The 15,080-nt window shown below is 64.4% G+C and carries 17 protein-coding genes; 8 read left to right on the plus strand and 9 right to left on the minus strand.

Annotated elements, in window-relative coordinates:
- Nucleotide 1: 1 nt before the first annotated feature.
- A complete protein-coding gene (locus ACR9YP_RS02410; protein ID WP_438104267.1) occupies nt 2–394 on the plus strand; it encodes a group II truncated hemoglobin in 393 nt (130 codons plus the stop codon).
- A 107-nt stretch (nt 395–501) separates the two neighbouring features.
- Here ACR9YP_RS02410 and ACR9YP_RS02415 read toward each other — a convergent pair whose 3' ends face one another.
- Nucleotides 502–834: a PRC-barrel domain-containing protein gene (locus ACR9YP_RS02415; RefSeq protein WP_128936903.1), complete on the minus strand. Its 333-nt coding sequence runs from the start codon at nt 832–834 to the stop codon at nt 502–504.
- Nucleotides 835–934: 100 nt separating this feature from the next.
- A complete protein-coding gene (locus tag ACR9YP_RS02420) occupies nt 935–1,720 on the minus strand; it encodes an IclR family transcriptional regulator domain-containing protein (protein WP_438104265.1) in 786 nt (261 codons plus the stop codon).
- A 105-nt stretch (nt 1,721–1,825) separates the two neighbouring features.
- On the opposite strand from ACR9YP_RS02420, the gene ACR9YP_RS02425 reads away from it, so the two are divergent.
- The 3 genes from ACR9YP_RS02425 to ACR9YP_RS02435 all read left to right on the plus strand — a co-directional run bounded on the left by ACR9YP_RS02425 (nt 1,826) and on the right by ACR9YP_RS02435 (nt 5,666).
- Nucleotides 1,826–3,184: an aromatic ring-hydroxylating dioxygenase subunit alpha gene (locus ACR9YP_RS02425; RefSeq protein WP_438104263.1), complete on the plus strand. Its 1,359-nt coding sequence runs from the start codon at nt 1,826–1,828 to the stop codon at nt 3,182–3,184.
- Between the two features lie 272 nt (nt 3,185–3,456).
- Complete coding sequence (locus ACR9YP_RS02430) at nt 3,457–4,917, plus strand: glutamine synthetase family protein (RefSeq protein WP_438104262.1); 1,461 nt, start codon at nt 3,457–3,459, stop codon at nt 4,915–4,917.
- 374 nt (nt 4,918–5,291) lie between these two features.
- Nucleotides 5,292–5,666 carry a hypothetical protein gene (locus tag ACR9YP_RS02435; protein WP_474218948.1) on the plus strand — a complete coding sequence of 125 codons (375 nt, stop codon included), beginning with the start codon at nt 5,292–5,294 and terminating at the stop codon, nt 5,664–5,666.
- Between the two features lie 123 nt (nt 5,667–5,789).
- Here ACR9YP_RS02435 and ACR9YP_RS02440 read toward each other — a convergent pair whose 3' ends face one another.
- From ACR9YP_RS02440 to ACR9YP_RS02470, 7 genes are all read right to left on the minus strand, one after another.
- A complete protein-coding gene (locus ACR9YP_RS02440) occupies nt 5,790–6,503 on the minus strand; it encodes an ABC transporter ATP-binding protein (RefSeq protein ID WP_438104258.1) in 714 nt (237 codons plus the stop codon).
- On the minus strand, nt 6,496–7,263 hold the full coding sequence (locus tag ACR9YP_RS02445) for an ABC transporter ATP-binding protein (protein WP_438104256.1): 768 nt from the start codon (nt 7,261–7,263) through the stop codon (nt 6,496–6,498). The genes ACR9YP_RS02440 and ACR9YP_RS02445 overlap by 8 nt, the downstream gene beginning before the upstream one ends.
- On the minus strand, nt 7,256–8,200 hold the full coding sequence (locus tag ACR9YP_RS02450; RefSeq protein ID WP_438110502.1) for a branched-chain amino acid ABC transporter permease: 945 nt from the start codon (nt 8,198–8,200) through the stop codon (nt 7,256–7,258). Before ACR9YP_RS02450 ends, ACR9YP_RS02445 begins: the two co-directional genes overlap by 8 nt.
- Nucleotides 8,197–9,114, minus strand: a complete 918-nt coding sequence (locus tag ACR9YP_RS02455; protein ID WP_091884876.1) for a branched-chain amino acid ABC transporter permease — start codon at nt 9,112–9,114, stop codon at nt 8,197–8,199. The genes ACR9YP_RS02450 and ACR9YP_RS02455 overlap by 4 nt, the downstream gene beginning before the upstream one ends.
- Nucleotides 9,115–9,416: 302 nt before the next feature.
- Nucleotides 9,417–9,635 (minus strand): hypothetical protein, encoded by a 219-nt coding sequence (locus ACR9YP_RS02460; protein WP_091884873.1) that lies wholly within the window; start codon nt 9,633–9,635, stop codon nt 9,417–9,419.
- 1 nt (nt 9,636) lies between these two features.
- Complete coding sequence (locus ACR9YP_RS02465; protein WP_164934754.1) at nt 9,637–10,293, minus strand: acyl-homoserine-lactone synthase; 657 nt, start codon at nt 10,291–10,293, stop codon at nt 9,637–9,639.
- An 86-nt stretch (nt 10,294–10,379) separates the two neighbouring features.
- Nucleotides 10,380–11,108: a helix-turn-helix transcriptional regulator gene (locus ACR9YP_RS02470; protein WP_128940226.1), complete on the minus strand. Its 729-nt coding sequence runs from the start codon at nt 11,106–11,108 to the stop codon at nt 10,380–10,382.
- Between the two features lie 168 nt (nt 11,109–11,276).
- Here ACR9YP_RS02470 and ACR9YP_RS02475 point away from each other — a divergent pair, with 168 nt between their 5' ends.
- The 4 genes from ACR9YP_RS02475 (at nt 11,277) to ACR9YP_RS02490 (ending at nt 14,870) form a co-directional block, all read left to right on the plus strand.
- A complete protein-coding gene (locus ACR9YP_RS02475; protein ID WP_091884862.1) occupies nt 11,277–11,453 on the plus strand; it encodes a hypothetical protein in 177 nt (58 codons plus the stop codon).
- A 280-nt stretch (nt 11,454–11,733) separates the two neighbouring features.
- The gene (locus ACR9YP_RS02480; RefSeq protein ID WP_438104253.1) at nt 11,734–12,672 is read left to right on the plus strand and encodes a LysR family transcriptional regulator; all 939 of its coding nucleotides are present in this window, start codon (nt 11,734–11,736) and stop codon (nt 12,670–12,672) included.
- 132 nt (nt 12,673–12,804) lie between these two features.
- Complete coding sequence (locus ACR9YP_RS02485; protein WP_474218952.1) at nt 12,805–13,683, plus strand: shikimate dehydrogenase; 879 nt, start codon at nt 12,805–12,807, stop codon at nt 13,681–13,683.
- Between the two features lie 56 nt (nt 13,684–13,739).
- Entirely contained in the window at nt 13,740–14,870 is a 1,131-nt protein-coding gene (locus ACR9YP_RS02490; RefSeq protein WP_128936913.1) for an ABC transporter substrate-binding protein, read from the plus strand.
- Nucleotides 14,871–15,080: the final 210 nt, after the last annotated feature.

Raw genomic sequence — 15,080 nt, forward strand, 5'->3', positions numbered from 1 at the left:
GATGACCGACAGCACCGTCACCACCTCCATGTTCGAGCGGATCGGCGGCGGTGCCACGATCGAGCTTCTGGTCGATTGCTTCTACCAGCGCATGGATACGCTGCCGGAGGCGCAAGTCATCCGCGCGATGCATGCGGCCGACCTCGGCCTGATCAGGGACGTGCTGAAGCGCTATCTCACCGAATGGACCGGCGGCCCGCGGCTTTACTCGGTCGAGAAAGGCCATCCGCGGCTGCGCCAGCGGCACATCGGTTTTTCCATCGGCGATGCCGAGCGCGACGCGTGGATGGTGTGCATGCGCGGCGCGCTGGAGGAGACGGTAGCAGATCGTGCCGCGCGGCAGGATCTCGACAAGGCGCTGTCCGGCCTCGCCGACTGGATGCGCAACAGATAGTGGCCCGTAGCCCGGATGGAGCGAAGCGCAATCCGGGAAGGTCTCGCCTGCCGTGAGCTCCCGGATTCCGCTGCGTTCCATGCGGGCTACAAAGACTGCAGCACCACCTAGATCGACCAGTAATGCGGATGCGGATAGGGCCGCGAGCGGTCGCCCCAATCGAACGCGTCGCCGTCGAATTCGCATGGGCCGCTGCTGAGCTGGTCCAGCGTCACCTCGGCCTGGAAGGCCTGACGTCCCGGATCATATTTCAGCGCGCTCCACTGCAGAGGATAGTGGTGATGAGTGCCGAGCAGCCGGCCGGTCTTGATCACGGCGTAGGCGACGGTTCCGCTCACCTTGTCGAGCATCAATCGCTCGATCGTGCCGAGCTTGCTGCCGTCACTCCCATAGACGGCGACGTGCTCGACGCGATCACTGGGAACCATGGTGTGTTGCATGGCGTGCTCCCTGATCTTGTCCGGACAGCATTATAGCACAGACGGCGGCGTGTAGGACGGCTCTGTGTCAGCCCAGTCCGCTCTTGCGTTGCACCTAAAGCTACAGAAGTTGCGAGCGCACCGCCTCCGCGCCGTCGCGCAACAGCGGCAGGAAGCGATCGAGCAGCTCCTGAGCGGGCACGCGGTCGACATGGGCGCCCATGTTGATGGCGGCAACGATCACGCCGTCATAACGGCGGACGGGGACTGAGATCGAGCGGAAATGCGGCTCCGCTTCGCGGTCAACCAGCGAGTAGCCCTGTGCGCGGTCGGCGCTGATGCGCGCCAGCAGCGCCTTCGGATCGGTTTCCGTCTGCGGCGTCAGCGCCTGGCGGTTCATCGCATTCAGGCGCGCGGCGAGATCGGCATCTTCGAACTGGCCGAGCATGGCGCGGCCAACCGAGGTGCAGAAGGCCGGCAGCCGGTAACCGATCTCCAATCCGCCGGAAAACACCCGCGTCGGACCGCCGCGGGCGATGAACACGACGTCATCGCCATCGAGCACCGCCAGCGAAGAGATTTCCTGCGCCGCGATTGCGATGCGATCGAGCACGGGCTGCAGCACGGCAATGATCTGACTCGAGCGCAAATATGATGCGGCCAATGTCAGCACATGCGGCGTCAGCGAGAACAGCTTGCCATCGCCGGCGACGTAGCCGCCGCGCTGGAGCGTGAACAGCATGCGCCGCGCCGTGGCGCGCGGCAGATCGGCGGCACGGGCGAGATCGCTCAGCGTCATCGGGCCGGCCGTGGCGCCGAAGCACTGCAGCAGCCGCAGACCGCGATCGAGGCTCTCGACGAAATCGGTCGCGCGCTCGTCGCTCTCGCTGCGCTTCAGCTTGGGCATGGCTTCGGGACAATCCTGCAAAATAGTGCTTGCTGCCGCTCCAAGGCATGTCATAATTCGCCCATTCGTTCAATAGGCGAACAAACGCCCAAGGATGCACGCGCCATGATGAGCCAGGAGCAGAACGACCTGATCACCCGCACCGGTCCGAAGGATCCTTGCGGCAAGCTGATGCGGAGCTATTGGCAGCCGGCGGCGCTGGTGGACGAGCTGGAGGGTGCGCGGCCGATCCGTCCCGTAAAACTGCTCGGCGAGAGCCTGGTGCTGTTCCGCGACGAGCAAGGGCGTTACGGCCTGATCGATCGCCACTGCGCGCATCGCGGCGCCGACCTCGCCTTCGGTCGGCTCGAACATGGCGGACTGCGCTGCGCCTTCCATGGCTGGCTGTTCGACGCCACCGGCCAGTGCATCGAGACGCCGGCCGAGCCGAAGGACTCAAAGCTCTGCCAGAACATCCGCCAGCGCTCCTATCCCGTGGTGGAGAAGAGCGGCATCCTCTGGGCCTATCTCGGCGCGGGTGAGCCGCCGGCATTTCCCGAGATCGACTGCTTCATCGCGCCCGGCACGCACACCTTCGCCTTCAAGGGCCACATGGCGTGCAACTGGCTGCAGGCGCTGGAGGTCGGCATCGATCCCGCGCACGCCTCCTATCTGCACCGCTTCTTCGAGGATGAGGACACCTCCACCGCCTACGGCAAGCAATTCCGCGGTGCCTCGGCCGGCTCGGACCTGCCGATGACCAAAATCCTGCGCGAATACGACCGCCCGATCATCAATGTCGAGCATACCGAATACGGCCTCAGGCTGATCGCACTGCGCGAGATCGACGAGGAGCGCACTCATGTGCGCGTCACCAATCAGCTCTTCCCGCATGGCTTCGTCATCCCCATGAGCACGGAGATGACGATCACCCAGTGGCACGTGCCGGTCGACGACGAGAACTGCTATTGGTACGCGATCTTCACCAGCTACACCAACCCGGTGGACAAGACGAAGATGCGCGAGCAGCGGCTCGAGCTCTATGAGCTGCCCGACTACAAATCGCGCAAGAACCGCAGCAACGACTACGGCTTCGATCCGCACGAACAGCAGACCGCGACTTACACCGGCATGGGCACCGATATCAACGTCCACGACCAGTGGGCGGTGGAATCGATGGGCGCGATCCAGGACCGCACCAAGGAGCATCTCGGTCAGAGCGACAAGGCGATCGTGCAATATCGCCGCCTGCTGCGGCAGGAGATCGAGAAGGTGTCGGGTGGCGAGAAGCCGATGCTGTTCCTGGACGAAGCCAACGCGCGCAGCATCCAGGGTCCGGCGACCATGGACGGCATCGGCCCGACGCGGGGCTGGGAGACCTATTGGATGGAGGTCGATGTCAAGCGCCGCCGCGGCGCGCCATGGACCGCGCCGGTGCCGAAGGACATTGCCGACAACGTGCATCGGCTGACGGCGGCGGAGTGACCTTCGTGCACCGAACCCGTAGGGTGGGCAAAGGCGCAAAGCGCCGTGCCCACCATGCTTTCTTTCAGACGATAGGCACGCGGTGGGCACGCTACGCTTTGCCCACCCTACGGTAGCGGAGTCAACGTGATGGCCCATCCTCGTCATTGCGAGCGCAGCGACGCAATCCAAAAATGCACCCGCGGAGAGAGATTCTGGATTGCTTCGCTACGCTCCGCAATGACGGAGTATGTTGCGGCAGCTTCGCGTCGAACGACTAGAGGAGTGGAGAAGTGACTTTCGTCGCGCGTCATGGGCTGTGGTCGGATGAGCAGAGGGACGCGGCGACGCGCATGCGCCGCATCGTCGAGGAAAAGAACCTCGAGGTCATCCGCCTCGCCTTTCCCGACCAGCACGGCATCTTGCGCGGCAAGACCATCATCGCCGCCGAAGCTCTCGCCTCGCTGGAGAGCGGCTGCTCCATCACCACCACCATGCTCGCCAAGGACACCTCGCACCGCACGGTGTTTCCGGTGTTCACGTCAGGCGGCGGCTTCGGCATGAAGGAGATGGAGGGCGCGGCCGACGTGCTGATGGTCGCCGACCCCACCACCTTCCGCGTGTTGCCGTGGGCGCCGGCGACGGGCTGGGTGCTGTGCGATCTCTATTTTGGCGACGGCCGTCCGGTGCCGTTCGCAACCCGCGGGCTCTATCGCAAGGTGCTCGATGAGCTCGCTGGCCGCGGCTACGATTTCGTTGCGGGCCTCGAGGTCGAATTCCACATCTTTAGACTCGACGACCCGCATATGCGCCCGGAAGACGCAGGCCAGCCCGGCACGCCGCCTTCGGTGAGCCTGCTCAGCCACGGCTATCAATACCTCACCGAGCAGCGCTTCGATCAGATGGAGCCGGTGCTGGAGATTTTGCGCCGCGACATCGTCGCGCTCGGATTGCCCTTGCGCTCGGTCGAGGTCGAGTTCGGGCCGAGCCAGTGCGAGTTCACGTTTGCGCCGAGGAAGGGGCTTGAGCCCGCCGACAACATGGTGCTGTTCCGCTCCGCCGCGAAGCAGATCGCACGCCGGCATGGCTATCACGCCACCTTCATGTGCCGGCCGAAACTGCCGAACGTGTTCGCGAGCGGCTGGCACCTGCACCAGTCGATCGTCTCGCGCGCGACTGGCGAGAACCAGTTCATGACCAAGGAAACGGCAAAGGAAGCGGCAAAGGACGACGGCGAGCCGCTCAGCGCGTTCGGCAAGGCGTACCTCGCCGGCCTGCTCGACCACGCCCGCGCCTCCACCGTGTTCACCACCCCGACCATCAACGGATACAAGCGCTACCGCTCCTATTCGCTGGCGCCGGACCGCGCGATCTGGGGCCGCGACAATCGCGGCGTGATGATCCGCGTGCTCGGGGCAGCCGGCGATGCGGCGACGCGCCTGGAAAACCGCATCGGCGAGCCCGCCGCCAATCCCTATCTCTACATGGCCTCGCAGATCCTGTCGGGCCTCGACGGTGTCGATCGCAAGCTCGATCCGGGCCCCTCCGCCGATACCCCCTACGAGACCAAGGCGCCGCTCCTGCCGAAATCGCTGCGCGATGCGGTTTCCGCACTCAAGGACGATCCGTTCTTCCGCGAAAAGCTCGGGCCTGAATTCGTCGACTATTACACCCACATCAAGAACGCAGAGATCGATCGCTTCCTCGCCGAGGTGACCGACTGGGAGCACCGCGAGTATTTCGAGGTGTTTTGACCCGTGGGCGCCGTCGTTCCGGCATAGTGCGAAGCGCCAGGCCGGGAACAGCGAGATTCCGGGTTCGGTTCTATGGACCGCCCCTGAATGACGGCAGGTCGCGCTCACACCGGCGTGAGGCCGTTTCGTCCGCCGGGTTCCGACGACATCGCAAACCCGCCCCACGAAGCCATTTTCCGATTCCGGCGAAAATCGCCGGAAAGAAAGCGGGCGCAGTCTACTGCAAATGATGAACAATGGAGTTCGATCATGTTGAGTCAGTTGTTCAGTCTGATCTATCGCCTCTCCTGCCGGTCCACTCTGATCGAAATCGGCACCCACCGTCTGGCGCGTTAGCCCCCGGCCGGCGCGATCAGGTAAGACGGACTGACCAGATGACGGGGATTCCCATGCGCAAGCTGATCCTGATTGCCGCGATGTCGCTGCTGGCGACGCAAGTGCATGCCGGTGGGTCGCGGAGCCTGAGCTTGGCGGCAACAAATCCGAACCAGCAGGCAGCCGAGCAGCCGGCCACGACGGCTGCAACGCAGGCTCCGGCAGCAACGCCGCCGACAAATATCCAAACCGCGATCACCACGCCGACGACTACGACCGCGCCGGCCGCGACTGCGCCGGTTGCCACAGCACCTGCACAGTCAGCCGCAGCGCCGGTATCCAGCACGACCGAAGCGGCCAAGCCAAAGCGCCGCCAGCCCTCGGTCGAAGCGCGTGTGATCCGCGAATTGCATCGGCACGGGATTTATTGGTGAGAGCACCCCGCCTTCTCCACCGTCATTGCGAGGAGCCCTTGCGACGAAGCAATCCAGACTGCCTCCGCGGACGCATTCCTGGATTGCTTCGCTGCGCTCGCAGTGACGGGGAGAGAGCGAGGCTCAGATTCCCAAATATTTGTGCTGAAGATCCGGCGCGGCCATCAGCTCGTCGGAGGTGCCGCTCCACACCGTCTTGCCGCGCTCGATGATGTAGTGGCGGTCGCAGATGCGAGCGAGGTGATCGACATTCTTGTCGACCACCAGAATCGACTGTCCGCGGCTCTTGAGCAGCGACAGGCAATTCCAGATCTCTTCGCGGATCAGCGGCGCGAGGCCCTCGGTCGCTTCATCCAGGATCAGGAGCTTCGGGTTGGTCATCAACGCGCGGCCGATGGCGAGCATCTGCTGCTCGCCGCCGGAGAGCTGGTTGCCCATGTTGGCGGCACGCTCGGCGAGGCGCGGAAACAGCACGTAGATCGCGGCCAGCGTCCAGGGATTGGGGCTGCCGAAGCGATCGGCGGCGGCGGCCACGAGATTTTCGCGCACGGTGAGGTTCGGGAAGATCTGGCGTCCTTCAGGGACGAGGCCGACGCCGAGTTTTGCAATTCTGTACGACGCAAGCTGTCGCACCTCGGCGCCCGCAAAGCGGATCGCGCCTGATCGCGCCGGCGTCAGGCCCATGATCGAGCGGATCGTCGTGGTCTTGCCCATGCCGTTGCGGCCCATCAGCGAGACCATCTCGCCGGGCTTGATCGACAGCGACAGCCCGAACAGCACCTGGGACAGGCCGTAGCAGGTTTCGATGCCGTCGACGTCGAGCAGCGTGTCAGCCATGATGCGTCACCACATGCTGATCGCCGAGATAGGCGCGCTTGACGTCCTCGTTCTGGCGGATCGCGGCCGGATCGCCGGAGGCGATGACACGGCCGTAGACCAGCACCGAAATGCGATCGGCGAGCGCGAACACCGCCGGCATGTCGTGCTCGACCAGCACGATCGAGACCTCTTTGCGCAGCTCCTGGAGCAGCTTCACCATGCGCTGGGATTCGGTGACCCCTAAGCCGGCCATCGGCTCGTCGAGCAGCAGCAGCTTCGGCTTGCTCGCGAGCGCCACCGCAAGCTCGAGCTCGCGGCGCTCGCCATGGCTGAGCCTGGACACCACGACATCGGCACGATGCGACAGTCCGACGCGATCGAGCGCGGCATGGGCGGCATCGCGCAGGCCATTCTCCTTGCGCGCGTTGGCGAAGAAGCGGAACGACGTGCCGGCATGCGCTTGGGCTGCCAGCGCGACATTGTCGGCGGCGGTGAAATCGAGCAGCAGCGAGGTGATCTGGAACGAACGGGCAAGGCCGAGCGCGCAGCGGCGATAGGCCGGCAGATAGGTGATGTCCCGCCCCGCCAGTGAGACTGTTCCGGAATGCGGTTCGAGATGCCCGGTGAGCTGGCTGATCAGCGTGGTCTTGCCGGCACCGTTCGGGCCAATGATGGCGTGCAGCTCGCCGCTAGCGACGTCGAGCGAGACGTTGTCGGTCGCGATGATGCCGCCGAAGCGGCGCACCAGCTTTTCGACGCGGAGCAGGGGTTCAGCCACGGCCAGCCCTCCCGAGCACACCCATGATGCCGCCGCGGCCGAACAGGACGATGAGCAGCAAGAGCGGGCCCATGATCAGCGCCCAGTATTCGGTGATCTGCGACAGGAACTCTTCCAGCAGCAGGAACACCACCGCGCCCATGATCGGGCCGAACAGCGTGCCCATGCCGCCCAGGATCACCATCACCATGAGATCGCCGGAGCGGGTCCAGTACATCACGGCCGGGCTGACGAAATCGGTGTTGTTGGCGAGCAGCGCGCCGGCAAGGCCGCACATGGTGCCTGATATGACGAAGCAGACGAGCTGGTAACGCTTGGCGGGAAAGCCGATCGCCTGCATGCGCTGCTCGTTGGAGCGCAGGCCCTGCACGACGAGGCCGAAGCGCGAATTGACGATGCGCCAGATCAGGAAGATGACACTGAGGAGGCAGGCGAGGCAGAGATAATAGAACTGCGTACGGTTCGAGAGATTGATCAACCCGGAGAAGTCGCTGCGCTGGTAGACGGTGAGGCCGTCGTCACCGCCATAGCGTGCCAGGCCCGACGCGACGTAATAAGCCATCTGCGCGAAGGCCAGCGTGATCATGATGAAGTAGACGCCGCGGGTGCGAAGCGAGAGCGCGCCGATCACCAGCGCGTAAGCCGCGGAGGCCGCGAGCGCGACCGGAAACTGGATGAAGCCGCTGCCGACACCTTCCTGCGCCAGCATCCCGACTGCGTAGCCGCCGATGCCGAGATAGGCGGCGTGGCCGAAGCTCATCATGCCGCCGAAACCCATGATGAGGTTGAGGCTCGCGGCTGCCAGCGCCAGGATGATGATGCGGGTGAACAGCGTCAGGATGAAGATGTTGCCGGTCAGATGCGAATAGAGCGGCAGCAGCACGAGGCCCGCCAGCATCAGGGCCGTAACGGCCTTGCTCACAGTGAAAGCCTTCATCGACGACTGGCTGGAAACAGCCCCTCCGGCCGCACCACCAGCACGATCGCCATGAGGAGATAGATCAGCATGGACGACAGCGCGGGCGCGGCGGTGGAGGCGGCGGCGCCACTCAGCACCTGCCGCAACAGGTTGGGCAGGAAGGCGCGGCCGAGCGTGTCGATCATGCCGACGAAGATCGCGGCGAGGAACGCGCCGCGGATCGAGCCGATGCCGCCGATCACGATGATGACGAAAGCGAGGATCAGGATGTTCTCACCCATGCCGATCTGCACGGTGAGGATCGGCGCTTGCATCAATCCGGCAAGGCCCGCGAGCGCGGCACCTAAGCCGAACACCAGCGTGTAGAGCAGCTTGATGTTGATGCCGAGCGCGCCGATCATCTCGCGGTTGGAGGCGCCGGCCCGGATCAGCATGCCGATGCGGGTGCGCATCACGCCGAGATAGAGCAACAGCGCCACCAGCAGCGCGACGACGATGATGGCGAGGCGGTAGGCGGGGTAGTGGATGCCGGGCAGGATCGGCACCGGCACGGTGAGCCAGGCCGGCAGCGGCAGCGCAAGGCCGGCCGGGCCCCAGATCAGCCGCACGGCTTCATTGAAGAAGAGGATCAGGCCGAAGGTTGCGAGCACGTGGTCGAGATGGTCTCGCCCGTAGAGATGTCGCAGCGCGCTCATCTCGAGCACGATGCCGAGCACCAGCGTCGCGCCCAGCGCCAGCAGCGCACCGAGCAGGAAGCTGCCGGTCCAGGCCGCGAAGGTCGCGGCGAAATAGGCGCCCATCATGTAGAGCGAGCCGTGCGCGAGGTTGACGAGATCCATGATCCCGAACACCAGCGTCAGGCCGGCGGCGAGCAGAAACAGCAGCAGGCCGAACTGCAATCCGTTCAAGAACTGTTCGACGACGAGCAGCATCAAGACTCTTTCAGGCGCACGCGGTGTCGCGCCGATGTTCGAACACAGTCGCCATCAGTGAAAGAGCTCCCCCTGCCTGTTCAAGGCCGAAAAATGGGTAATGGCAGTATCGTTCCGAGGCAAGAGCGATTTGACACCAAACATGCACTTTGTTGCATCTCGGCGTGCGCGGCCGAAACCTGCTCGGCAATGCAAAAAGGTTGCCGCGCGGCATGGGGCAACCTGCCGCACCCAAACGATCACCCTCCCCCGGCAGGCCGAGGGAGGGTGCGAATGTCGTCGAAATTCGGCGAGAGATGCGTTTAGTGCGACGTCATCTGCTGGGGAAAGTCGTCCGGTTCGGCGAGCACGCTGTTGGCCGTCGAGGCCTCCAGCGCGGCCATCCGGAACAGGTAGGCCAGCGTCGCCAATCCGGAATCGTCCGCCATCTGCGCCAACTCGAGCGCCATGTCGGACATGTAGCCGAGGTTCTCGTCCTTGGTCTGCGCCATGATCTGGCTGTCCCGCATCAGGTTCGACATCTCAGGCGCTCTTTCGTTGCGCGGCAAGGCCGCGGAGGTTGGCACGGGCAATGCAGTCGATCCGGGGACCGTCCTGCTGGACGACGCTCGTCATTCCGATACGGTCACGCACGACATCGAGCGACTCCTGACGGACCTCGATCGTTGCCGCCATGGTCCAGGAATTTTCCACCAGCGCCGGCAATCCCAGCGGCGTCACGATGAATCCGATGTCGTTGAAGCGCGGCAACCACCACGTCTCCATGACGAGGCAGAGACGCTCGATGCCCTGATCGAGACAGAACTCCTGCGCAGCCGCCATCAATTGTAGATTGAACGCGCCGTCGCGGCGCTCGCGCGACACGAAGAAGCGCGACCACTCCCAGACCAGCGGGTCCGACGGGCAACCACGCACCGCCGCGAGATGCGGAAAGACTTCGCTCATCATCGTCGGTCTGGTGGTGGGATACAGGCGGGAGCCGCCGAGCACCCGGCGGTTTTCGAGAGCCAGCAGGTAGACCGCGTCCTCATTGTCGTAGCTATCGATCTCGCGGCCGTCGGGCTTGCGTAGCGCCTCCCATTTCCGCTCCTCGACAAAAATCTCGTGACGAACCCGAAAATACTGTTCGAGAACGTCCTCGTAGAGGTGCCGATTGACGGCAGAAATCACATGAATCATGAACTCCCCCATGGCTCGAAATGAGGGGGAGCCTCAGCGAAAAAGGCAAAGTCGACTATTGGGAAATTTCCCAGTAGGCGAGGATTTCAGGGATTGATGATTCTGTGGCGGATCGCGATCGCGACCGCATGCGTCCGGTTGACGGCACCGAGCTTGCGCGCGGCAGTTGCAAGATGCTCTTCCGCCGTGCGTTGCGTGATGTGCAGGATCTCGCCGATCTCCCAGGCGGACTTGCCTTGCGACGCCCAGGCAAGCACCTCGCGCTCGCGCGGGGTCAGGCGCATCGACGGATGCGGCGCCGGATCGAGCAGACGGCGAATGTGATCGAAGCCGTACATCCCGATCAGGTGCAGCGCCGGCTTGCTGCGCGCATTGAGGTCGAGGTGGACGCCACCGAGCGAGACGCCGGCCTCGTAGCCGGTCAAGCCGTGGATCGGCACGACGAAGCCGCGCGACATGCGGAAATCGGCGGCGCGCCGCATCACCTCCACCGCACCCGGCTCCAGCTCCGGATCGTACGGCGCCTCAGACCACTCGAAAGGGTTCACCGTCTGCCGGCATTTGCGGATCACGGGGTCGACACGGTCGTAGCTCTTTTGGATGTAGAGGTCGAACCACTCCGCCGGCCACTTCTTGGCGAGCACCATCTGGGAAAAGCGCTGATCGGGATTCGGCAAGCCCGTTACGATGATATGTTCGAAACCGTATCGGCCGAACGCGGTAGCAAGCGCATCCATGGCGTCCGGAACCTTGGTATAGGCTCCCAGGCCTTCGATGAAGTCGAGCGCCTCCCGGCCATAGTCTACGGCGGACATCAGTGCATTTCCTGACTCTCGCCCTGCCGTATAGCACGTATTTGGGGGCTGCCTCAATTCGCTGCTCCCGTAGTTTGCCGGTGTTCCGTCCGCACCGAAGATTTAATCTACTTGTGGAAGAAGTGAGGTCAAGATACACCTGAACGCGTCCGTAGCGGGAAAACCACGATGCAAGACGAGGACATCGCCCTCAACAGCGTGCTCGGCCTGGAATTGAACCGCGTGTTTTTCGCCGTCCGCCAAACGGCAAACAAACAGAAGATCATCGAGTTCGCGCGCGAGGTGCTGCAAAGCGAGCGCGCGGAGCTGGCGGACAGCCTCCTACCCGAGGGCCCGGCGAGCTAGCCAACGCAGCCGCAGCAAACGACACGCCCAGCGCGAGCGACGCCCTTGAACGTGCCGATTTTCGTCGAAACAGTTTGACCATTGCCTTCCCTTCTCCCCTTGTGGGAGAAGGTGGCGCGAAGCGCCGGATGAGGGGTTGTCTCCGCGCGTTCAAATGCGAGAGCTCGCAAGGCGGAGAGAACCCCTCACCCGTCTCGCCGCTTCGCGGCGAGCCACCCTCTCCCACAAGGGGAGAGGGAAGGCCCCCCGCCACCACGATCATGCTTCGGATGCCCAGGACATGATGACGCTGCGCCAGGTTGAAGTGATCCGTGCCGTGATGGTGACGGGCACCATCGGCGGCGCGGCGAAGCTGCTCAACGTCTCGGCGCCGGGGATCAGCCGCCTCGTCAAATACACCGAGCGCTCGCTCGGCATCCGCTTCTTCCAGCGCCAAAACGGGCGCTACTTCCCGACGCCGGAAGCCGAGAACATCTTCGAGCAGATCAACGGCGTCTACAAGAAGGTCGACGACCTCTCCGAGATCATCTCCAAGATCGGCCGCGGTGGATTGTCGGAGCTGCGCATCGGCTCGGTGCCGAGCATCTCGCAGGTGATGGTGCCGCGCGCGATCGAGCGCGTGCGTCGCCGCTATCCCGATCTCGGCATCGACATCAACATCCTCAAGCTCGAGGAAGCCATCGACTATCTGATGCTCGGCCGCGGCGAGTGCGTGGCGATGAGCTACCGGCTGGAGCATTCCGGGCTCGACTTCATGCCGCTCGCCTCGGGCGAGCTCTATTGCATCGTGCCGCCGGGTCACGAGCTCGCCGGCCGCAAGCAGGTCTCCGCCGCCGAGATCACCCGCTATCCGCTGATCGGGATCGATCCCAACGATCCCTACGGGCGGATCATGGCCGAGATCTTCGCGCGCAACCGGCTCGACTACAACATCACCATCCGCGCGCGCTTCGGCACCACGGTCTGCGCGCTGGTGAAGGCCGGGCTCGGCATCGCCATCATCGACCAGTTCACGGTGGCCCATGGTGGTTATCCCGGAATCGAGCTCTTGAAGATCACCGAGCCGACGCGGTTCGACACCTACATCGCCGTGAAGCGCGGCGCGCCGTTGTCGCTCCATGCCGAGTACTTCATCGAGGCCCTGCGCGCCGAGATGCGCGCGGTCGAGCCGTCCCGCGGCAACAGCAAGGCCGGCTCGGCACGCGGGCGGAAGAAATAACATTATGTTAGGTTTGCCGGATAAAAGGGTAATTGTGTTAGGCAGGGGAAAGACTATCGTCGCAGCTGGAATTGCGCGGATTTCCCCGCTAATGGCCGGGACCGGACGCTCCCAACGAGATGTTAGCGAACCATGTCGAAGCGCGGATACGCCGCCAGCAAGAAGCTTCTCACCGGCCTGATCGGCGCGCCGATCGCGCATTCCGCGTCCCCCGCCATGCATGAGCGCGCCGCCGAGGCGCTTGGCCTGCGCGGCCACTACCAGCTCATCGAAGTGGCCGGCGCCGATGCGGCCGGGCTCAGTTTGATGCTCGAAGGCGTGCGACGGCTCGGCTTTGCCGGCGTCAACGTCACTTACCCTTACAAGGAAGCCGTGGTCCCGCTGCTCGACGCGCTGGCGCCAGGCGCTGCCGCCATGGGTGCGGTCAACACCGTCGTCGTCAGGGACGGCCGGCTGACCGGCCACAACACCGACACCACGGGCTTTGCGCGCGCGGTGGCCCCGCTGCTGGCCCCGTCCGCCAACGCCGTTGCCGTGATCGGCGCCGGCGGTGTCGGCAAGGCGATCGCGTTTGCGCTGGCGAGCCTGGACGTGACCGACATCCGCATTTTTGACAGCGAACCTGCGCGCGCCGAGAAACTCGCCTCGCTGCTTGCCAGGCAGGGCGGCGCGAAGATGGCCGGAAGCGTCGAGGATGCGCTCGATGGCGCAACCGGCCTCGTCAACGGCACGCCGGTCGGCATGCTGCCGAACCGCGACACGCCAGTGCCGGCGGCGCTGCTCAGGGCAGACCTGTGGGTCGCCGATGCCGTCTATTCGCCGCTGATCACGCCGCTGCTTGCCGCAGCGCGAGAGAAAGGCGCTCGGATCATGACCGGCCGCGAGCTCGCGATCTTCCAGGCCGCCGACGCCTTCGAACTGTTCACGGGCCTTGCCCCATCGACCGAGATCATGGGAGAGGCTTTTGATACCGTGATGGCCGCGCGCAGCGCCGCCTATCGGGCAGCTTGAGACGAAGCGGCCGGGGACAAGGCCGCTTGCAAGATTTGAAACGGGAGGAGAGGACGATGAAATCAACGCTACTGGTGGGCGCGCTGCTCACCGCCATGACGGCAACGAGCGCCTTTGCCCAGGCGATCAAGCTCGCCGATGTCGCCGAGCTCTCGGGCGGCGGCGCGACCGTCGGCACCAACTGGAAGAACGGCATCGATCTCGCGATCGAGGAGATCAACGCCAAGGGCGGCGTGCTCGGCCGCAAGCTGGAGGTCACCCACGCCGACTCGCAATCCAACCCGGGCGTCGCGCGCGCCCAGGTGCAGAAGGCGCTCGACGCCGAGCCCTATGTGCTGCTGGGGCCCGGCTATTCCGGTTCGGTCAAGGTCACCGCGCCGCTCGCCGCCGAAGCCGGCATCGCGCAGATCATGGGCGGCGAGGCCGCCGAGCTGACGCAAGCAGGCAACAAGTTCCTGTTCCGCACCTCGTTCGGCCAGCAATCCTCGATGCCGAAGGTCGCCAAATACATCCACGACGAGATGAAGGCGAAGTCGGTCGCGGTGGTCTGGGTCAATAATGATTTCGGCCGCGGCGGCCGCGACGTCATCGTGAAAGAGCTCGATCGGCTCGGCTCCAAGGTGGTCGCCGACCTCTCGACCGAAGCGGGCCAGGCCGATTTCGCCGCCGACGTCGGCAAGATCAAGGCTGCCAATCCCGATGCCGTGTTCGTCTACCTGAACGAAGAAGAGAGCGCGCGCATCCTGAAAGAACTGAAGCGCCAGGGTGTCACCGCGCCGCTGATGGGCGAGACCACACTGATCGGCCAGAAGGTGATCGAACTCGCCGGCGATGCCGCCAATGGCGCGCGCGGCCATGTCGGCCTCACCACCGACGCGCCGGTCGACCTCATCAAGGCGTTCCGCGAGAAGTTTTCCAAGAAGTACAATTACGTACCCGACCACAACGGCCTGAAGGGCTATCTCGCCGTCTACATGGTGAAGGCCACCACCGAGAAGATGGGCAAGGTCGACCCGAAGAAGTTTGCCGACACGCTGCACGGCCTGACCATCAAGGCCGCGGACGAGCCGGGCATCCTGATGGACGTCACCTTCAGCGACACCGGCGACATCGACCGCCAGAGCTTCCTGGTCGAGGTGGTCGAAGGCAAGCAGGTGGTGAAGCAGGTGCTGCCGAAAGTGAAGTGAGGGACGCGGTCCTTCACTTCTCCCCGCAAGCGGGGAGTTCTTCTTCTCCCTCGCCCCGCTCTTCGCGGGGAGAGGGTTGGGGTGAGGGGTGCTTCTGCGCCAACGGTGAAGATTGGACGCGCGGAAAGCGCCCCTCACCCCCCACCCTCTCCCCGTAAGGACGGGGAGAGGGAGTGATAGACCTGAACTCGCGTCGATCCAGTTCCCTCG

It is taken from the genome of Bradyrhizobium sp. BR14999 (assembly GCF_056106085.1).